The 19,251-nt window shown below is 58.4% G+C and carries 17 protein-coding genes; 3 read left to right on the top strand and 14 right to left on the bottom strand.

The window, feature by feature from the left end:
- Nucleotides 1-7: 7 nt before the first annotated feature.
- From ACR0B8_RS16395 to ACR0B8_RS16360, 8 genes are all read right to left on the bottom strand, one after another.
- Nucleotides 8-418: a universal stress protein gene (locus tag ACR0B8_RS16395; RefSeq protein ID WP_170397855.1), complete on the bottom strand. Its 411-nt coding sequence runs from the start codon at nt 416-418 to the stop codon at nt 8-10.
- A gap of 23 nt (nt 419-441) precedes the next feature.
- Nucleotides 442-1,422, bottom strand: coding sequence for an alcohol dehydrogenase catalytic domain-containing protein (locus ACR0B8_RS16390; protein WP_170350912.1), 981 nt, complete (start codon nt 1,420-1,422; stop codon nt 442-444).
- A complete protein-coding gene (locus ACR0B8_RS16385) occupies nt 1,419-2,180 on the bottom strand; it encodes an SDR family NAD(P)-dependent oxidoreductase (protein WP_170362107.1) in 762 nt (253 codons plus the stop codon). Before ACR0B8_RS16385 ends, ACR0B8_RS16390 begins: the two co-directional genes overlap by 4 nt.
- Nucleotides 2,173-3,480 (bottom strand): histidinol dehydrogenase, encoded by a 1,308-nt coding sequence (hisD, locus tag ACR0B8_RS16380; RefSeq protein WP_170350910.1) that lies wholly within the window; start codon nt 3,478-3,480, stop codon nt 2,173-2,175. The genes ACR0B8_RS16385 and hisD overlap by 8 nt, the downstream gene beginning before the upstream one ends.
- 12 nt (nt 3,481-3,492) lie before the next feature.
- Nucleotides 3,493-4,821: a TRAP transporter large permease gene (locus tag ACR0B8_RS16375; protein WP_058282850.1), complete on the bottom strand. Its 1,329-nt coding sequence runs from the start codon at nt 4,819-4,821 to the stop codon at nt 3,493-3,495.
- An 11-nt stretch (nt 4,822-4,832) separates the two neighbouring features.
- Entirely contained in the window at nt 4,833-5,345 is a 513-nt protein-coding gene (locus ACR0B8_RS16370) for a TRAP transporter small permease (RefSeq protein ID WP_170350908.1), read from the bottom strand.
- A gap of 111 nt (nt 5,346-5,456) precedes the next feature.
- Nucleotides 5,457-6,602, bottom strand: a complete 1,146-nt coding sequence (locus ACR0B8_RS16365) for a TRAP transporter substrate-binding protein (RefSeq protein ID WP_170350907.1) — start codon at nt 6,600-6,602, stop codon at nt 5,457-5,459.
- Between the two features lie 25 nt (nt 6,603-6,627).
- Entirely contained in the window at nt 6,628-6,813 is a 186-nt protein-coding gene (locus tag ACR0B8_RS16360; RefSeq protein WP_170350906.1) for a hypothetical protein, read from the bottom strand.
- Nucleotides 6,814-6,951: 138 nt separating this feature from the next.
- Here ACR0B8_RS16360 and ACR0B8_RS16355 point away from each other — a divergent pair, with 138 nt between their 5' ends.
- On the top strand, nt 6,952-7,977 hold the full coding sequence (locus tag ACR0B8_RS16355) for a LacI family DNA-binding transcriptional regulator (RefSeq protein WP_170362105.1): 1,026 nt from the start codon (nt 6,952-6,954) through the stop codon (nt 7,975-7,977).
- On the opposite strand, the gene ACR0B8_RS16350 is transcribed toward ACR0B8_RS16355, so the two are convergent.
- Both ACR0B8_RS16350 and ACR0B8_RS16345 read right to left on the bottom strand, forming a co-directional pair.
- Nucleotides 7,974-8,945, bottom strand: a complete 972-nt coding sequence (locus ACR0B8_RS16350) for a LysR family transcriptional regulator (protein ID WP_170350904.1) — start codon at nt 8,943-8,945, stop codon at nt 7,974-7,976. The genes ACR0B8_RS16355 and ACR0B8_RS16350 overlap by 4 nt on opposite strands.
- A gap of 90 nt (nt 8,946-9,035) precedes the next feature.
- Nucleotides 9,036-11,471: a GcvT family protein gene (locus ACR0B8_RS16345; RefSeq protein ID WP_480659021.1), complete on the bottom strand. Its 2,436-nt coding sequence runs from the start codon at nt 11,469-11,471 to the stop codon at nt 9,036-9,038.
- A 182-nt stretch (nt 11,472-11,653) separates the two neighbouring features.
- On the opposite strand from ACR0B8_RS16345, the gene ACR0B8_RS16340 reads away from it, so the two are divergent.
- The gene (locus tag ACR0B8_RS16340; RefSeq protein ID WP_226689657.1) at nt 11,654-13,174 is read left to right on the top strand and encodes a trimethylamine methyltransferase family protein; all 1,521 of its coding nucleotides are present in this window, start codon (nt 11,654-11,656) and stop codon (nt 13,172-13,174) included.
- A 72-nt stretch (nt 13,175-13,246) separates the two neighbouring features.
- Nucleotides 13,247-14,218: an agmatinase gene (locus tag ACR0B8_RS16335; protein ID WP_170413463.1), complete on the top strand. Its 972-nt coding sequence runs from the start codon at nt 13,247-13,249 to the stop codon at nt 14,216-14,218.
- On the opposite strand, the gene ACR0B8_RS16330 is transcribed toward ACR0B8_RS16335, so the two are convergent.
- The 4 genes from ACR0B8_RS16330 to ACR0B8_RS16315 all read right to left on the bottom strand — a co-directional run bounded on the left by ACR0B8_RS16330 (nt 14,215) and on the right by ACR0B8_RS16315 (nt 18,897).
- Nucleotides 14,215-15,195 carry an arginase family protein gene (locus tag ACR0B8_RS16330; protein ID WP_226689656.1) on the bottom strand — a complete coding sequence of 327 codons (981 nt, stop codon included), beginning with the start codon at nt 15,193-15,195 and terminating at the stop codon, nt 14,215-14,217. The genes ACR0B8_RS16335 and ACR0B8_RS16330 overlap by 4 nt on opposite strands.
- A gap of 54 nt (nt 15,196-15,249) precedes the next feature.
- Complete coding sequence (locus ACR0B8_RS16325) at nt 15,250-16,839, bottom strand: ABC transporter permease (RefSeq protein ID WP_170362101.1); 1,590 nt, start codon at nt 16,837-16,839, stop codon at nt 15,250-15,252.
- Nucleotides 16,832-17,869 (bottom strand): quaternary amine ABC transporter ATP-binding protein, encoded by a 1,038-nt coding sequence (locus ACR0B8_RS16320; protein ID WP_170350898.1) that lies wholly within the window; start codon nt 17,867-17,869, stop codon nt 16,832-16,834. Before ACR0B8_RS16320 ends, ACR0B8_RS16325 begins: the two co-directional genes overlap by 8 nt.
- Before the next feature lie 77 nt (nt 17,870-17,946).
- Nucleotides 17,947-18,897 carry an ABC transporter substrate-binding protein gene (locus ACR0B8_RS16315; protein WP_170350897.1) on the bottom strand — a complete coding sequence of 317 codons (951 nt, stop codon included), beginning with the start codon at nt 18,895-18,897 and terminating at the stop codon, nt 17,947-17,949.
- Between the last annotated feature and the right edge of the window lie 354 nt (nt 18,898-19,251).

Raw genomic sequence — 19,251 nt, 5'->3', positions numbered from 1 at the left:
TGATGGTTCAGATGCTGCGATGCACATGCACCGCGCATCCGGCATGACGGACGACGCGCGACGCGGTCGATCCCAGAAAATAGTCGCTGAGGCCCGGCTTGTGCGAACCGATGACGATGCAGTCAAAATTATTGCTGTTGGCGTAGTCAATGATGCTCCGGGCGGTGTGGCCCTTGACGATCTCAGGCTGGATGCCCTCAAGATCCTCAGTCTTTTCTTTCAATACTCTGGCAGCGGCCCGAAAGCCTTCCGCGACCATCTCTTTGTCCAGATAGGCACTGACCGAACCCTGTGGCATCTCATAGACGTGCAGCGCGACGATCTCGCCGCCCTCGGCGGTCAGCGCGCGGGCGACCTCTAGCGTGTGTTGCGAAATATCGTGATCCAACGCCATTGGAACCAGAATTTTCTTATACATGAATCCCTCCGTTTCTTCCGGGCCTATGCCCACGGCATGAGGATGATTTTCGGTGCCGCAACGACCCCATTGCGCAAGTCACGAAACGCCTCGGCGCCTTCAGACAGGGCCCGTTCTTCAACCCAATCCAAACCACCCAATCGGCCATCAAAAATGGCCTGCGCGGTTTGCCGGAAATCCTCGGCCGTATATGTATAGGTGCCGATAAAAGTGATTTCCTGCAAGGTCATGCGGCGTATATCCAGCCCTCCGGCGTCTTCTCCCAACCCGACATGGGCAATTACCCCGCCCGGCTGAACCATCGTTGAGGCCATGGACCTAGTGGCAGCAAAACCGACCGCGTCGATCACAAGGGGGAAGTCTTGCATCGTCTCTTTGACCACGTTGAACGCACCAGTGCTCTGCAAATATGCGCGCCGTCCGTCGCTGGGTTCAACGATAACCACATCATCAACATCCATCGCAGACAATGCCAGCGCTGCGGCCACACCGATGGCGCCGCCGCCAATCACCAACGCCTTGCGATCCATCGTGGGATGCAGCGCCTCAAGGCCAAGCCGGACCGCGTGCCAACTGACCGCCAGAGGCTCGGCCAGCGCAGCCATTGCAAAGCTCACGTGTGCCGGGACTTCGACCAGATTGCTGGCGGGCATGGCGACATATTGGGCAAAGGCCCCTTCACGCGGTGGCATTGAAATGATCTGACGGTCGGCGCACAGGTTCTCGCGCCCCGACTTGCACGCGCTGCACTTGCTACAACTCACCAGCGGGTTGATGGTGACGCGCGCGCCATCGCGTGGGCCGCCTACAATCGTGCCTGCGGCCTCGTGCCCAAGGATCAAGGGTGCCGGGCGGCGTGCATCGTGGCCCAAATAGGCGTGCATGTCCGATCCGCAGATGCCAGCGGCCTCGATCCGGATAAGATGTTCGGCTTCTCGCGGCGCAGCATCCGGGACATCCCGAAAGGCCACTTGTTCTACACCTTCATAGACCAGAGCTTTCATTTCGCCGTAAACCCTCCGTCAACCATCAGCACCTGCCCGGTGACGTAATCCGAGGCTTTCGAGCACAAAAACAGGATCGGCCCGTCGATATCCTCAACCCGCCCGTTGCGCTGGGTACAAGTCTGAGCCGCGTTGCGAGCGGCCCGTTCGGGATCATCGAACACGGCTTGGGTCAGTTCGGTCGGGAAGAACCCCGGCCCGATGGCGTTGGCGGTGATCCCGTGCGGCGACCAGGCCTCGGCCATGGCGCGGGTTAGTTGCCCGATCCCGGCCTTGGTTGCACCATAAGCAATGCCCCCCGGAAAAGCCCGTGTGGTTTGCAGCGAGGCGAAATTCACAATCCGTCCCCAGCCGCGTTTCTTCATGGCAGGCACCATCGCCTGGCTCAGGAAAAACGGCGCGCTGAGGTTCAGCGCGAGCGTTGCATCCCAACCTTCGGCGGTGACATCATCCGCTGCTTCGCGCGTGTTTACCCCGGCCGCGTGAATAATAATGTCCGGCGATCCGAATTTCGAGCCTATCTGTTCCACCAACGCCCCTGTTACCGCTCGATCGGCCACATCGGCAACCACGGTTTCGGCACGCTCACCGATTTCGCGTTTCAAATCTGACAGTGCCTCGGCCCGGCGGGCCACGCCAACCACCTGAGCACCGGCAGCAGCCAGAACAACCGCCACCCGGCGACCAAGCCCCGAACTGGCCCCGGTCACGCAGGCCACCTGCCCCGTCAGATCAAAGAGAGATCGGGGGTCATCCATCTGAGGTCAGGTCAAACTGTTCATCAGGAAAATACTTGGCCAGACGAACATCTGCCGCCCGGGCGTGCCCCTCCATCCCTTCCAGGCGGGAAATCCGGGCAGTTGCCACAGCAATAGGCTTTGAACCTTCGCGCGTGGCCCTCTGCCAGGTGACGATTTTCATGTACTTGTGAACACTCAGCCCGCCGGTATAGCTAGCGGCACCCGATGTCGGCAGCACATGGTTGGTTCCGGTCGCCTTGTCGCCGTAAGAAACCGTCGTTTCCTCACCCAGAAACAAAGAGCCATAGCAGGTCAGCCGGTTCAGCCACCAATCCAGATCTTCGGCCTGAACGGTCAAATGCTCGGGCGCGTATTCGTCAGAACAGGCCGCCATTTCTTCACGATCCGAACAAACGATCACCTCGGCATAATCACGCCACGCGGCCGAGGCGTTTTCGCGGTTCAGTTCCGGCAAGTCTTCGATAAGCGTTGGCACCAACTCCATCACTTTTTCGGCCAGGGCACGATCATCAGTGACCAGCCAAACCGGCGAGTTATAGCCGTGTTCAGCCTGAGAGACCAAATCGGTCGCAACCACATGCGCATCGGATGAACTGTCGGCAAGGATCAGGCTGTCAGTAGGCCCTGCGATCATGTCGATGCCGACCTTGCCGTAAAGGATACGTTTCGCTTCGGCGACAAACTGATTGCCAGGGCCAACAAGGATATTGGCGCGCGGCAATCCGAACAGGCCATAGGTCATCGCGGCCACACCCTGCACGCCGCCCATGGCCAGAATGCTGTCAGCACCACAGATATGCGCCGCATAAACTATCGCCGGGGCCACCCCTGCACCAGGGCGTGGAGGGGAACAGGCCGTGATATGGCGGCACCCGGCAACCTTGGCCGTCGTGACCGTCATGATCGCGCTGGCGATATGGCTGTACCGGCCACCAGGCACATAGCATCCCGCCGCATCCACCGGGATCGCCTTTTGGCCAGCGACGAAACCCGGCACGATCTCCATCTGAACATCGGACACGGTTGCCTTTTGCGTTTCCGCAAAGCGGCGCACGTTATCATGGGCAAATCGGATGTCAGCCTTCAGTTTTTCCGGCACCAGCGCGATGGCGGCGTCAATCTCGTCCTGCGTCATCAGGACATTGCCGTCGAATTTGTCGAACTTGGCGGCATATTCCATGGCCTTGGCGTCGCCACCTGCCTCGATATCGGCAAGGATGGTCTTGACCGTTTCATGCACTTCGGACGCATGAGATTCAGGGGTCAGCGTCGCCTTTTTCAGATAGTCACGAGGCATAGTCAGCAAGTCCTATTGGTAGATTTCAGGTAGCAAAGTGGTCGACACCGCCGGGACATACGCGATCAGCAAAACCACGATCAGCATCGTTAATACGAAAGGCACAGCACGGGCGGCAATCTTCAGAATGGACTCGCCTGTAATGCCAGATACGACAAACAGGTTCAGGCCCAGAGGCGGGGTAATAAAACCCACACCCAACGCGGTGATCATCATGATACAGAACTGAATTTCGTTCATGCCGATATTGTCCGCCAACGGCTTGAGGATGGGGGCAAGGATGACGATATTCGGTGTCGTTTCCATGACGCAGCCAGCGGCGATCAGGATGCCGATCATCAGCAGGATCAACAGATAGGGGTCATCGGTCAACGATGTGATCGAGGCCACGAACCCCTGCGGCACACCCATGATCGCCAGCGCCTCGGCTAAGGGAGCGGAGAAGGCGATGATGGGCAGGATAACGCCGTTCACCTTGGCGGAACTGACCAGCATTGAGGGGAAATCGGCCAGCGTCAGCGTACGCAGGATAAAGCCCATGATGATAGTGACAACAACGGCGGTGGCGCCGGCCTCGGTCGGAGTCAGACGCCCCGAGAAGATACCGTAAAAGATAATGCCTGGCACGATAAAGGCGTACCAGCCGGATTTCAGCGCTTTGCCTAGATTGGCCAGCCATTCGCCCATGGTCATCATGCCGCCGCCCTCATAGGCATAGAGGCGATTCATGATGATGTTGGTGACCAGAATCGACACCAGAATGGCCAGACCGGGGATCAACGCCGCCAAGAACAGGGTCGAGGCGGAAATTCCCAACACAAGACCGATGATGATGTAAGCAATGGAGGGCGGGATCAGAATACCAGTACAGGCACCGGCGGCCACCAGCGCGCAGGCATAGGGGCGCGGATAACCACTTTCGACCAGCCGGTTGATGGTCATGCGGCCCACTGCGGCAGCCCCCGCCGCGTCCGAGCCGGAAATGGCCGCGAACATGCCGCAGACCAAAACGGTGGCGGATCCGAAACCGCCCTTGGCGAAACAGGTCAGCGCCTCGGCTACATCCAGAAACTTGCGTGACAGCCCGGTGCGCACCAGCACGTCGCCGGTTAGGATAAACAGCGGCACGGCGGTCAGCGCAAAAGCGTCGATGCCGGTGAACAGGCTTTCGCCAACAAGGCTGAGCGGCAGGTCGCCCGACATAATCAGCATGACAATCGCAGCCGTACCAATCGCGGCCCATACCGGAACCGCAAGCGCGATCAGGCCCACGAACATGATTACAGGCAGATAAAAATCCCAGCCCAGCTCAACGGTTTGATTGAGGGAATTCCAGAGCATCCTGTTTCTCCTCAGTCAAACAGCTTGTCGCCTTCGAAAACGGGCGTGCCGTCACGAAGGGATTTCAAATCACGCAGGAAGGATTGGATCAGACGCCAGATCATCAGCGCGAATCCGGTGGGCACCGCCATCAGGAACCACACCTTGGACACTCGCAGCCCGTCCGTCACCGAGCCGAACTTGGCCGAAACGTGGACCGCCTCAAACGACCAGTATAGTGCAATGATCGCCACGACGAACATCACAAGGTCACCGAAGATATACAACAGCGCTTTGGGTCGTTGCGGCAGGTAATGCATGATTACGTCAATGCGGATATGGGCGCGTTCCCGGACCGCAGCCGCAGCCCCGATCCAGGCAAGATAAATGAAGGAATAGCGAACGATTTCCTCACCCCAGATCGAGGAAAACGCGAAAATCTCTCGCCGCAGAACCTCGATGGCCATTGTAATCACCAGCATCACGTAGAACACCAGCAGCAGCCAGCGTTCGGCGTTGCGGTCTATGTTTTGAAGAACGGTCATCGTATCCCTCGACAAAAGAGCAGTCAGGCGTTGGCCTTCTGTTACGGGCCGGTTTCGGCCTGACTGCTAAGGATGATAGCGGGCACGTTGGCTGCGCCCGTCGGCTTGGTATTACGCGTCGTGGACGTAGTATTTGCCCTGCGTTCCGGCCGCTTCGACCAGCTTTTCAAAATTGTCCATTGATCCGGCCAACTCGGTCTTGAACGGATCCCATTCCGACCGCTGATAGCCACCGACGTCTTTCCACTCGGCCAACTGATCATCTGTCAGCGACTGGAATTGCACACCGGCCTTGTTCAGTTCAGCCATGGCAAAGGCGCGGGCCGAGGGTACTTTGGACAGGTTCTGGTGGCTGGTCATTTCCGCCCCCCACATGATGCCTTCCTGCACATCCGCAGGCATCGAGTTGAACCATTCCAGGTTACAGGAATAAACCTGACTGTCCGGCACCGCCTGCGTGAAGGTCACGTTGCTGAGAATGTCTTTAAACCCAAAGACATAAAGCGCGCCGACCGACGGATCCAGCGCATCGGCCACGCCTTGTTTGATTGCCGAAGGTGTTTCACCCCAGGCCACCGGCGTCGGGTTCGCGCCAACCATCCGGTAGTATTGTTGCAGCATTTTTGAGCCCGGCACACGGAACTTCACGCCGCTCATATCTGCTGGTGTGACAATGGGGTTCCCGCCCTGACGCACCGCAACGACACGCGGGTCGATCACCACATAGAACAGCGCCTTGAACCCGGCGGCCTCGACCTTGGGATGGACCTCATTCTTCCAAGTTTCGGAATGCACCAGGTTGGTGAAACGCTGGTTCGAGCCGCACAGATACGGCATGTTAATCAGGTCAACGGTGGACGCGAAAGGCGCAAAGTTCGACAGCGAATGTTGCGCGGCCTGAATGGTGCCACCTTGCACTTTCTGCACCAGCGAACCGCCTGCACCCAACTGACCACCCGGCGCCAGTTTCACATAAACTTTGCCGTTGGTGGCATTCTGGATGTTTTCCTTCAGATCCAGCTGCATGATCGGATAGCTGCGCGACGCGCCCAGCACATAGGCCGTGGCGATCGTCATCACATGATCCGCAGCGTTTTCACGCTCTTTTTCCTCTTTTGCGGTTTGCGCTGCCGCTTCGGATGACCACAACACGCCGCCTGCTCCGGCCACGAGTGCAGCAGTGAATGCACCGCTAGCGCTGAGCTTCAGGAAATTGCGGCGCTCTGCTGAGGCCAGTTCTTTTTTGTCGTTGTTCATTAATTGCCCTCCCAAGCAAAAAAAGTCAGCCGTCGCTTTCTGCGTCGCGGTCAGCTTCCCTTTTCAGAATTGCGACAACGAACAGGATCGACGCCGCGAACAGGACCAACATCTCTCCTACGTCCCCAAGAAACGCGCTGCCTGCAAATGCCCCCATGGCAACGTTCGCAAAATAGATGACGAACACGATGATGGATGCGGTCAGAAACATTTCTCAGGACTCCCTTTGGAATCGGTCCGGTCTCATTTGTAAGCGCTTACATGAAAAATGCAAGCGCTTACATAACGGCTTTCCTTGCGACCCGGTTAAGTTTAGACTTATTGGCAAAAGTAAATGGCGGATTTGAAAATGTCGAAACTTGGATCGGCGCCAACATTGGATGATGTGGCCAAACTGGCTGGCGTTTCGACCGCAACCGTATCACGTTGCCTCAACAACCCAGATCAGGTGGTCAAGGCGACGCGCCAGCGCGTTCAGTCAGCTGTAGACGCGCTGGGTTACGTGCCAAACTTTGCTGCGCGCGTGATGGCAGCCAAGCGGTCCTCCACGATTGGTGCGATTATTCCGACGATGGAGAACGCCATCTTCGCCCGTGGCCTGCAGGCGTTTCAGGAAGAATTGCACCAGCACGGATATACGCTGCTGGTCTCAAGTTCGGCCTACAAACCGGAGATCGAGGAAGAGCAGATCCGAACGCTGGTCGCGCGTGGCGCGGACGGCTTGCTGTTGATCGGACATGATCGCAAACCGCAGATTTACGAAAACCTTGAGCGATGGAAAATTCCAACTTTGGTCGCTTGGTCATACCTGCCCGATGGGCAGCTTCCCTGTATCGGCTTTGACAACCGTGCGGCAATGGCCGAACTGGCAAACCGTGTGATCGGTTTGGGCCACAGAAGGATCGGCGTGATTTCAGGCATCAGCGCAGGCAATGATCGCGCACGCCTGCGGATCGAAGGTGTACAGGATGCGATCAGACAGAATGATCTGACCTTGTCAGACCTGACTATCATCGAAACCCCTTATGAGATTGAAAACGGGGCCGCGGCCTTCTCGGGCTTGATGGCGCAGGATATGCCACCCACCGCGATCCTGTGCGGCAACGATGTTTTAGCCGTGGGCGCCCTGCATCGGGCGCAGGAAATGGGATTGAATGTGCCCGGGGATGTCTCCATCACCGGATTTGACGATATCGAGCTGGCCCGGATTGTCACGCCCCGCCTGACAACCGTACACGTCCCGCACCGGGAAATGGGTCGCAGGGCCGCATCAGAGCTGATCGGAATGCTTGAAAACCAGGCAGGTGGCAGCGGTAAGCGGCTAGACACACATATCGTAGAGGGCCAATCCCTCGGGCCGCCTGCTAACAGCTAGGCGGCTTCGGCCTCCATGGTGCGGAAATCATCTTTTAGCCAGGCATGACTCGCACTCATGGGGTCGGTGAAATGCTGCCGTATCAGCGTCGCCATTACCTTTTGGATCAGTTTCGAGGTTGTTTCGGGATACACCTCGGTTGTGAACAGCGACACGGTGCGCACAAAGTTCCGCCCCGGAAACGGGATCGCCCTAAGACTGTCGTGGAACCTCTGAGCGCGATGGAAACAGGCGGCGGTCGTAATTGCCCAGCCGCTACCCTCGGCAACCAGCCCGATGATCGAGTGATTGCATTCCAATTCGAACCGGTTGGGCAGGTTGTATTTGCTGCGGGTCAGCTGAATCTCAATCTGTTTGCCGATCATAAGGTCGCGTGAATAGCGCAGCAGAGGCAACTCTGCATCAGGCGTCAGCAGATCTTCGGGTGTACCCTGATATCCAATGGGCAGGATCACAATAAACGGATCGCGCATCAGCGGGTATTCGATCAGCCCTTCCGTCCGTTCCGAAGGCCGCGTGGCGACGCCAGCGTCCAGTTTATGCTCTTGCAGGTTGGCGATGATCTCGTGACTAGGGCGCGTATAATGGCGGAAACTGCATCGCGGCAGGGCCTGAGCCAGAAAGCGGAATAAATCCGGCGCGATCTGATTGTCGAAATCGTCGATCAGGGCCAGCCGCAGGTCTGTTGCATGCTGCCAGTTGCCGGATCGGATTTCAGCCTCGCCCCGTTTCAGCACAGTCAGCCCATCGCGAACATATCGCGCAAAAACCTCACCCGCAGGGGTCAGACCCATTGGGCGACGCCCGTGATCGACCAGATCGACGCCCAGCGCGCCCTCAAGGCTACGCAGGTGGTTCGAGACGGTGCTGATCGACAGCCCCGTCTCGGATGCGACCTGTTGGATCGACCCTGATTTGGCCACCAGCCGGAAGACTTCCAGCCAACGAAGGCTCAGAGATTTCGACACCGCAAACACCCAATGTTTCGATTTCTTCGAAACGAACCCAAGCAAAGTTTTGCGCTGGCGGCAATGGTGAAGTCGACTGACGGGCTGGAATTACTCTCGCATCCGCTCGAATCCCGGATCGTAGGGTGACGGCGGTATGACCGTAGCGCGCACGCGATGACCGCAGGAATCCAGCTCCATTTCAGCCCCGATATCGGCCAGTTCGGGATCGACAAACCCATGTGCCAGATTGAGCCCGGTGCGGTGCCCCCAATCGCCCGAGGTAATTGTGCCCACAACACGCTCACCTTGCATCAATGACGCGCCGGGATGCGCAGGCTGTTGTGTTGCGTGGACCTGCAGAGCAACCAGTTTTTTGCGCGCACCCTCTGCCTGCCGTTTCAGTAATGCGTCGCGCCCGATAAATTCACCCTTGTTCAGCTTCACAAAGCGATCCAGCCCCGTCTCAAACGGATCAAATTCGGTGATCAGATCGGCCTTCCAATGTAGAAAGCTCTTCTCCATGCGCATGGATTCCACTGCCCGCGCGCCGAACAGTTTCAACCCGTACGCGCCCCCGGCCTGACGCAATGCCAGATAGGCTGCATAAAGCGAGGCGTTGGGCACATGTATTTCATAAGCTAGCTCGCCCGAGAAACTGACACCCATTACCGTCGCCGGGGCGAACCCGACAAAACATTCCCGCACGCTGAGCCATGAAAAAGCCGCGGCGGACCAATCGCCACGTGCGCAGACGGACAATACTTCGCGGGCATTCGGGCCAGCAAGCACCAGAATGGTCTGATCGCTGGTCAGGCTGCGCAGTTGCACATCTTCACTGGCCCTAACATGCTGTGCCAGCCAATCCATGTCGTGAAATTCACTGGCGGCGGCCGAGCCATACCACAGACGGGCGGGGCCCCGATCGCTGGCGGGCAGGTTGGCAACGGTCGCCTCGGCCTTGACCATGCCGTGATGGTTCAACAAATACCCCAGCCCCACCCGGCCCTCGCGCCGGGTGACGGTGCCGCAGAACATCCGATCCAGAAATGCGTGCCGATCCGCACCCGTGATTTCGATCCGGTTGAAACCATTCACCTCGGCCAGCCCGACGCCGGTTTGCACACTTGCCACCTCAGCCGCGACCAGATCAAAGGTTTCGTCAAAATCGAAACTAAGCGTCGGAGAAAAGCTGGGGGAAGGCCTGATGTACTCCACCCTTTCCCACCCGTTGACCACGGTGAATTCCGCCCCTTCTGCCGCCAACACCGGCGTTAACGGCGTCGTCTTGGCCGGTCGTCCGGCAGGGCGGTGTTCATGGGGGAAGTGAAACCGGAATTCGTTCTGATAGTCTTCAATTGCTTTCAGCGCCGTGAGTTCCACATTCGCATGACCCGTGAATCGGCGCGGGTCCAGACACCAAGTGTCATAACAGGCCTCTCCATGCACGATCTGCTGGGCCAGCAGCCAACCGTGGCCGCCCCCTTCACCCAACCCCGCACGCAACCCGATGATACAGAACGCATTGCGTTTGCCGGGGATCGGCCCAACTAAAGGCGCGCCGTCAATGGTATAAGTGATCGGCCCGTTGACAATCGTATGAACCCCGACCTCCATCAGTGCGGGCATTCGGGCAAACGCGCCTTCGAGCACGTCAGTCACCCGATCCAGATCATCCGGGCACAAGGCGTTGACGAAGTTTGGGTCGATCCCGTCCATCCCCCAGGTCTTGCAATCCTGCTCATAAAACCCCAGCAGCAGCCCGTTTTTTTCCTGTCGGCAGTAATAGTCGCTGATCGGGCAGCGCAGCAGAGGCATCCGGTGCCCCGCATCTCGGATGGCCGGGATTTCTTCGGTCAGGAAATACTGATGCTCCATCGACGCGACCGGATGGTGAACCCCCATCATCGCGCCAACCTCGTTAACCCTGTAGCCGCAGGCATTCACCACAACATCGCAGTCGATGTCGCCATGTTCGGTATGCACGGTCCAAGTGTCGTCGCTGTGTTGTGTCAAGGCCGTAACGGGGGTGTTGCGATACACCTCGGCCCCGGCTTTGCGCGCCCTGCGCGCCAGCGCCTGACACAGCTGGGCCGGGTCGATGTCTCCATCCATGGGATCCCACAGCCCGCCAATCAGGTTCTCGGTCGAGATCAAAGGGTGGCGGCGGGCGCATTCCTCGGCGTCGATCACTTCGAATTCCACATCCATCCCGCGTGCCATCGATGCGAAATGGCGATAGCCTTGCATCTGGGCCTGCGTGTTGGCGAGACGGATACCACCATCGCCATGATGATAGTTGATCGGATAATCCGGGTCCTCGGCCAGTTCCTTATACAACCGGATCGAATGAGATTTCAGACCGACCATTGTCTGGTTCATGCCGAAATTCGTAACCTGTGCCGCCGAATGCCATGTCGTGCCCGAGGTCAGCTCGTTCCGCTCGACCAAAACCACATCCGTCCACCCTTCTTGCGTCAGGTGGTACAGCGTCGAACATCCGGCGATCCCGCCACCGATGACAACGACCTTGGTGCGCGACTTCATAGCTCTGCTCCCTCTTGTCCCCGACAAGTCTTGCGGAAAAAAGGGCTGAGCCGACAACAGAGGCATCGACTGTATTGAAAAATCGAAACTGCGATTGAGGATTTTGAAATTCGCAAATCCCCTTTGCCGTAGACTGGATTTGCCGATTAGGGTTTCCGAAAGACGTGCGGGAAAGGAAAGGGATGTCCTCGGAAGGTGCCAAACGAAGCGGTCGGCGAGCCCGGCATGCGCAGCGCGCGGCCAAGCCTGTGATCGATCCCTGTCCGCCCGGTCAAAAAGGCGGCGCGTTCAAGCCATTGACGCAGCCCGAGATCACACAAATCTACGACACCGCCCTGCGCCTGCTGGAAACATTGGGCATGGGCGAGGTGCCGGATCGGCTGGCCACAGATCTGCGGGCGGCTGGCGCGCAGCCGGGTGAACAGGGTCGGTTGGTGTTTCCGCGTGAAATGGTAGAGCGCGTAATCCAGGGCGCCGCCAAGACATTCACCTTCCACGGTCGGGACGAAACCCGATCCATTCAGGTTGGCGGCGACCGCGTGTTCTTTGGCACCGGAGGGGCCGCCGTACAGACCCTGGACATGGATACCGGTCTGTACCGGCCTTCGACATTGGCTGATCTGCATGATTTCGCGCGGTTGCAGGACACGTTGGCCAATGTCAGCTGGTTCACACGCTGTTGTGTGGCAACCGACCTGCCGGATGTGCGCGATCTGGACATCAACACAGTCTATGCACTGGTGCGCAACACGACCAAACCAGTGGCAACTTCATTCACGCTGGCCGAGAATGTCGCCCCGATTGTCGAGATGCTGGATATCGTGGCCGGCGGGCCGGGTGAGTTTGCAAAACGCCCCTTTCTGAAGGCCCATATCAGCCCGGTAATATCTCCGCTGCGTTTCGGCGAAGATGCTGTGGACGTGGTCTATGAATGTATCGCAAACAACATACCCATGTCCTGCATCACCGCAGCGCAAGCAGGTGCAACCGCCCCTGCAACACTCGCGGGGTTTCTGGCGCAATCGCTGGCCGAGACACTGGCCAGTTTGGTCATGGTCAACGCGATCCAGCCCGGCTTTCCGATGGTGTTTTCCAACTGGCCCTTCATCGTGGACCTGCGCACCGGCTCGTTTGCCGGGGGCAGCGGTGAAACCGCCATCCTGAACGCCGCCTCGGCGCAGATCACAAACTGGCTGGGTCTGCCCTCGGGTGTCGCGGCGTCGATGGCCGACGCAAAGGCCATCGACGCGCAATACGGCGTGGAAAAGGGAATGACATCGCTGGCTGCCGCACTGGCCGGGGGCAACCTGATCTATGAAAGCTCGGGCATGACTGCCTCGCTATTGGGTGTCAGTTTCGAGGCTTTTGTGTTGGATAACGAAATGCACTCGCACACCTACCGGGCGTTGCGTGGGATCGAAGTGACTGAGGAAAACCTGGGCTTCGACGCGATCTGCCATTCAATTCTGGGAGACGGTCATTTTCTGGGCAGTTCGCATACGTACGCGGCGATGGAGCGGGATTACTTCTACCCGGACCTGGCCGATAGGAACGAGCCGCGCACGTGGCAGGAAGAAGGCGCACCAGACGCTTGGTCGGCGGCACGCGAAAAGGCCAAAGAGGTGTTGGCCACGCATCATCCGAAGTATCTGACCGACGCTCAGGATGCCGAAATCCGCAAACGCTTTCGCATTCTGATCTGAACGCGCCAGACCATTTTCAATCGACAATTCTGCCGCTAGGCTCACCCGCAACCGACAGAGAATGGGGACCTCATGACCAATTCGTTTTTTCAGCCGGTCTCGGCGATGGAGCTTGCCCGGTTCGCCGGCATTCCCACCTTCATGCGGCTGCCCAGCATGACACTGGATCACGACCGCATTGCCGAGGTTGAACTGGGTCTTGTTGGCATTCCTTGGGATGGCGGCACCACCAACCGCCCAGGCGCGCGCCATGGTCCGCGTCAGCTGCGGGATTTCTCGACAATGATCCGCGCGATGAACCCGGTGACCGGGGTCGCGCCATTCTCAATGGTCAATTGCGCCGATCTCGGCGACGTCGCGCCGAACCCGGTGGATATCGGGGATACGCTGGAGCGGGTGACCGCGTTCTACTCGGATTTGCAGGATCGCGGCATCACCCCCCTGACCGCTGGAGGGGATCACCTGACCACCCTGCCCGTCCTGCGCGCGATGGCCAAATCCGGCCCGCTTGGCCTGATCCAGTTCGACAGCCATACCGACCTGTTCGACACCTATTTCGGTGGTCATAAGTTCACCCACGGCACCCCGTTCCGCCGCGCGGTCGAAGAAGGACTGGTCGACCCGAAACGTTTTGTTCAGGTCGGCATTCGCGGTACCGCCTATAACACGGAAGACATCGAATGGGGCGAGGCGCAGGGCATCCGCATCATCCGCATCGAGGAACTGTTCGATCGCGGCATCGACGACGTCATGACCGAAGTGCGTAGTATTGTCGGAACGGCACCGACCTATTGCACCTATGACATCGACTTCGTCGACCCGACCTATGCGCCCGGCACCGGCACGCCCGAAATCGGCGGACCGAACAGTTTTCAGGCGCAGCAGGTCATTCGCAAGATGGCTGGCGTCAATCTGGTCGGGGCCGATCTGGTCGAGGTCGCGCCGCCCTTCGATCCCGAGGGCGGCACAGCCTGGCTTGGTATTTCGCTGATGTTCGAACTGCTCTGCGTGCTGGCGCAGGCAGTGGATGCGCGGCGACCTTAGGCCCCACTGACGTTCTCAGCGATCATCGAGATCATCTCGAACATCACCGCTGCTGCTGTCAGGGCGGTGATGTTGTTGGGGCTGTCCTTGGTGGGCATCATGCAGACGACGTCGCCGCCCACAATGTTCAACCCGCGCGCGGCGTGCAGAATGCCGACGGCTTCGTCTATGTCGAAGCCCTTCTCACCGGGCTCCAGATTGGACACCGCAGGCGCAACCGTCGGGTCGAGGCAATCTAGATCAAAGGTGATATAGACCGGACGATTACCCAGAACCTCTTTAGTCTGCGCCACCACATCTGCAAGCCCGCGCTGGCGGAATTCGCGCATGGTGACGATGTTATACCCATAGTCGTATGAGGGTTGCAGCCAGTCCAGACTGCGCGGATGGCCACGAAGACCGATCTGCATGGATCGTGTCGGGTCGACCTGCCCCTGATCGGCCAGATAAGCCCCCCAATGCGCCGCCGATTTCTTGGCACCCAGAAAGTGATCGACCTTGGTGAACACATCCGTGTGGGCGTCCAGATGCAGAAAGCTAATCGGCTCACCGCCCGCCAGCTTGCCCCGGCCCAGCGCCTGCACGATCCCGCCTGTTATGGAGTGATCGCCACCCACCGAAACAGGCCGCGCACCAGCCGCATCGATATCTTTGTAAAACTGCGTGATGCGCTCAATGCAGTCCTCGTTGTCATTGGCTTTGGGGAATGGCACGTCGCCCACATCGGCAATTCGCGTACTGTTCCAGGGGTCGATCCCGAACAGTGAATGCACCCGGCGCTGCACGGCCGAGACATGGCGCAAGGCGCGCGGACCGAGATGCTGATCCCGCTCGGTCGTGCCATTGCCGGTGGAATGGGGCACGCCAGCCAGCGCGATATCCTGCCCTTCAGGCCCGACATTCGGGCAGCGGAACAGGGTGGGCACCCCCCACCAGTAAAGGTTTTCCATCATGGATTGTTCATAACGGTCTGTCATTGTTGTCCCCGGTAAAAGAAAAACGCCCCCGGCGGAAACCGGGGGCGAGTATGTTCAGAGTTTCTCGTCTTCTCGCCGGAAGGCCCCTTGCACGATCCGGTCCATGACCATGGCCAGGAACAGGATTGCAAAGCCGCCCAGCAGGCCCGGACCCTTGGCGGCGTATTGCAGCGCCTCAAGGATTTCCTTGCCCAAACCACCACCGCCGATCAGCGAGATGATCACCACCATCGACAGACACATCAGGATGGTCTGGTTCACCCCGGTCATGATGGACGGCAAGGCCAGCGGGATTTCCACATCTTTCAGCAACTGCCATTTGGACGCGCCAAAGGCGACGGCCGCTTCCTTGATGCTTTCCGGAACCCCGCGCATACCCAGCGCAGTCAGACGGATCACCGGTGGCATGCCAAAGATGATCGTGGCCAGAATGCCCGGCGGGTTACCCGTGCCAAAGAAGGCAATGATCGGGATCAGATAGACGAAGGCCGGAAGCGTCTGCATCAAGTCCAGCACAGGTTCCGCTGCGCGATAGGCGCGCTTGGACTTGCCAAACCAGATGCCCAGCGGGATGCCGAACACAACACACAGCAGCACCGCAGCCCCAACCAGGGCCACTGTCTCCATCGCCACATCCCAGTAGCCCAGCAAGGCGATATAGGCCAGCGAAGACGCGGTGAAGATCGCCACGCGCGGACCCGCCGCACGCCATGCGGTCACGCAGATGACCAGCATCACAACCGGCCACGGCGACCCGATCAACGCCACCGTCAACGCATCCAGAACCGAACGGACACCGGCGACAATCCCGTCAAAGACGTCTCCCCCAGCAGCGGCAGCGGCGTCAATCCTCGCCTCCATCCAACTGGCCAGGTTAGAAAACAGCGTTCCCTCGCCCGGGCCCAAAATGATCTCGGAAACCTGTTCCTCGGGGAAGGCATCCAACAAGGGCAACGAAGCGTTCACCGTGAACTTATAGACGATCAATGGCGCAATCGCGGCCACCAGAATGGCACCCATCACTGTGTTGCGCGTGGAACGGCCGCTTTCCGTACTGGCCGGATCCGTCCGCCATTTCGAATACTGCTTTTCATAGACCCGGTCCGCATAGAACCCCTGCACCAGTTTGAACACCAGCAGCATCAGCAGGCCAGTGACCATAATACCCACAGCCTCGGACTGTGCAGCAGCAGCCTTTTCAAAACTGGAATCGGCGGCCTTTTGGATGTTTTCAGCCAGTTTGGTGAATCGGTCTATGTCGGCCTTTTCCGTGGCTTCCCCAGCCCGTTCCAGCAGCTCGTTCGCGCGGGCCTGCTGGCGCTCGGCACGCTCGGCCAAGTCGGCCCCGGGGTTACCCCAGGCCCCACGTCCGATCTGAACCCACGCGATGATTTCCAGGATCAGGAAGGTCCAGAACATGCCCCAGATTGCGCGCGACGCCGACCAGAAAGGCCCAAGCACCGCTGCCCACAGGTTGAACGTGTTCGGAACCGGGCTGGTCGCATCATGGATTTTGTGGAACGCGTTGACATAGTAATCACCGCTCGGCCCGACGAAATCGTGAATGGACTGGTCCAGCGCCTCGCGGTCGACCTCGATATCTGAGGCGGCCGTTACTTTGACCTCTGTGGTTGCATCAGTCATTTTTGCCCCCCTGAATTCCGCGCAGCAGGCGTGGTTTGGTCACAACGCCCACATCGGCACCCGCGTCAGTGATGATCACTGGCATATCCGTATTGACAGCCAGGTCGATCAACTGATCCAGATCCGCCCCTTCGTCTGCACGTGGCGCGCCCTCGGTCGGGCCGGAATAGCTTTCCATGGGTTCCATGATCGAATGCGCCTTGACCAGTTTGAGCTTGGAGATGCCCTGCACAAACTCGCGCACATAGTCGTCCGCCGGGTTCATGACGATGTCTTCCGGCGTGCCGATCTGAACAATCACGCCGTCTTTCATGATCGCAATCCGGTGACCGATGCGAATGGCCTCATCCAGATCGTGAGTGATAAACAATGTCGTCTTCTGCAACTGCGCCACCAACGCCTTGAACTGATCTTGCAATTGCAAGCGGATCAGCGGGTCAAGGGCCGAAAACGGTTCGTCCATCAGCAGAATTTCCGGGTCTGAAGCCAACGCGCGGGCAATCCCCACCCGCTGCTGCATACCGCCCGACAGTTCTTTGGGCAGGCGATCCTCATATCCAGTCAGGTCCACCAGACCCAGCGCGTGATCGGAAACCGCCCAGCGTTTCGATTTGGAAACCTTTCGAATTTCCAGCGGATAGGCCACGTTATCGCGCACCGAACGGTGCGGCATCAGCGCCATATGTTGGAACACCATCCCGATCTGCTGTGCCCGAATGCGCCGCAGTTCATTTTCGGAAATCTTGGACACGTCGTGCCCCAGAATTTCGATCTTGCCTGCAGTCGGCTCGATCAGGCGGTTCACGTGCCGCACCAGCGTCGACTTGCCAGAGCCCGATAGGCCCATGATGCAGAAAATCTCTCCCCGAGGCACTTCGAAGGTGGCACCCTGCACACCCACGACACAATTAAATCTTTCCAGAACTTCGGGCTTTCCTATGCCCTCGTTCCGCACAGCGGTCATGGCTTCTTCGGCCCGTGCGCCAAAGATCTTCCAGACATCCGTCAGTTTTACGACTGTTTCTGTCATTTTTGTCCCTTCGATGCAGAACAGGCCGCCGGTCAACTCCGGCGGCCTGTCCGAGTTTCAGCCCTGATTGGCGTCACTCACTGTGACATCCAGTCCAAAACGGCATCTTCGTTGGCTGCCACCCACTCTTCCGCATAGGCAGCAGGCTCTTTGCCTTCGATCACCAGCGCATAGGTCATGGCGGAAACCGAATCGGTATCCAGCTTCATGTTGGCCAGCAATTGGGCAACCTCGGGGTATTCATCCTCAAGTGCCTTTGCATAGTGCAGGTGCAAATAGGCCAGATCCCAGGCTACACCGGCCTCGGACTTTTCAAGCCAATCCGGATCGTCGGTGGGCTGAAGCACATTCCACTTGGACGCGTCGTAGGCCGGCTCTTCCAGAATCTGCATATCGTGCAGGGCAAACACGTAGTGCGGCGTGTAGCAGAACCCGACCCATGGGTCGCCTGCCTTGATCGCATTGTCGAGGTTCGCATAGGCGACGGTCTCGTCAATCTCGGTCAGCTCCATAACCTGATCGTAGCCGTAGGACTTGGCCCGGATTTTTTCGACATTGGTCGAGGCCCAACCCGGCGCACCGATCCATACTTCACCCTGGCCGTCACCATTGCTGTCGAACAGCGCGGCAATGTCGGGGTTGGTCAGATCGTCGATCGAACGGATGTCGTTGGCATCCGCTGTCGCCTTGTCGACACACATGCCCTGGAACGCTTCAACACCATTGGGGTTGAACGCAACGGTGCCTTTGTCGGTCACATAGGTGTCGTGCAGATTCTGCTGGTTCGGCATCCAAACTTCGGGGTGAACGTGCATCGCACCGGAATCCATCGCCTCGAAAACGATTGGGTTGGTACCGTTCTGTAGTTCGACCTCAAGCCCGAGGTTCTGTTCAATCGCTACCTTCAGGATATGCGCTGTCGCATTCACCGATGGCCAGTTCGGCACACCGATCACGATGTCCGCGGCCATAGCAGGCCCGGCGATCGCCATTGATGCGCCTCCCAGTAGCGTTGCAAATTTTTTCATCTGATATCTCCATGTTGGTCGTCTTTAGTGCTTATTGTTGTCCCCGGTCTGACCGAGACGCACCTTTCGAACAAATGCCGGAAAGCCGAATTACCTGTCTTCTTAGGTAAACAACTTGCTACTCCGGGATTGCCCGAAAATTCAAACATGCCAGCACGCCGCCCATCAAGAGCTTCGCGCGACAAATTCCTTAATACGACATTATCGTAGGTTAGTTTCGCTTTTTTGCAAATTGAATGGCTGTGACGCCTGAATTTTTCGCATGAAGGCTTCTGGCATAGCTTTGTCGATTTTGTTTCGGAAGAAAACCACCGTAATGATATCCACGAAAAAGTTGCGTTTCACACTGTTGAT

It is taken from the genome of Ruegeria sp. BH6 (genome assembly GCF_056538105.1).
The sequence above is the reverse complement of the archived record's forward strand: the minus strand, read 5'-3'. Positions and strand labels throughout refer to the sequence as shown.

Coding starts and splice junctions, on each gene's coding strand:
- ACR0B8_RS16345 (WP_480659021.1), bottom strand. CDS start 11,471: ATGAAGTCGCGCACCAAGGTCGTTGTCATCGGTGGCGGGATCGCCGGA.
- ACR0B8_RS16330 (WP_226689656.1), bottom strand. CDS start 15,195: ATGACAGACCGTTATGAACAATCCATGATGGAAAACCTTTACTGGTGG.
- hisD (WP_170350910.1), bottom strand. CDS start 3,480: ATGCCTCGTGACTATCTGAAAAAGGCGACGCTGACCCCTGAATCTCAT.
- ACR0B8_RS16375 (WP_058282850.1), bottom strand. CDS start 4,821: ATGCTCTGGAATTCCCTCAATCAAACCGTTGAGCTGGGCTGGGATTTT.
- ACR0B8_RS16320 (WP_170350898.1), bottom strand. CDS start 17,869: ATGACAGAAACAGTCGTAAAACTGACGGATGTCTGGAAGATCTTTGGC.
- ACR0B8_RS16365 (WP_170350907.1), bottom strand. CDS start 6,602: ATGAACAACGACAAAAAAGAACTGGCCTCAGCAGAGCGCCGCAATTTC.
- ACR0B8_RS16360 (WP_170350906.1), bottom strand. CDS start 6,813: ATGTTTCTGACCGCATCCATCATCGTGTTCGTCATCTATTTTGCGAAC.
- ACR0B8_RS16335 (WP_170413463.1), top strand. CDS start 13,247: ATGACCAATTCGTTTTTTCAGCCGGTCTCGGCGATGGAGCTTGCCCGG.
- ACR0B8_RS16325 (WP_170362101.1), bottom strand. CDS start 16,839: ATGACTGATGCAACCACAGAGGTCAAAGTAACGGCCGCCTCAGATATC.
- ACR0B8_RS16340 (WP_226689657.1), top strand. CDS start 11,654: ATGTCCTCGGAAGGTGCCAAACGAAGCGGTCGGCGAGCCCGGCATGCG.
- ACR0B8_RS16355 (WP_170362105.1), top strand. CDS start 6,952: ATGTCGAAACTTGGATCGGCGCCAACATTGGATGATGTGGCCAAACTG.
- ACR0B8_RS16370 (WP_170350908.1), bottom strand. CDS start 5,345: ATGACCGTTCTTCAAAACATAGACCGCAACGCCGAACGCTGGCTGCTG.
- ACR0B8_RS16390 (WP_170350912.1), bottom strand. CDS start 1,422: ATGAAAGCTCTGGTCTATGAAGGTGTAGAACAAGTGGCCTTTCGGGAT.
- ACR0B8_RS16395 (WP_170397855.1), bottom strand. CDS start 418: ATGTATAAGAAAATTCTGGTTCCAATGGCGTTGGATCACGATATTTCG.
- ACR0B8_RS16385 (WP_170362107.1), bottom strand. CDS start 2,180: ATGGATGACCCCCGATCTCTCTTTGATCTGACGGGGCAGGTGGCCTGC.
- ACR0B8_RS16315 (WP_170350897.1), bottom strand. CDS start 18,897: ATGAAAAAATTTGCAACGCTACTGGGAGGCGCATCAATGGCGATCGCC.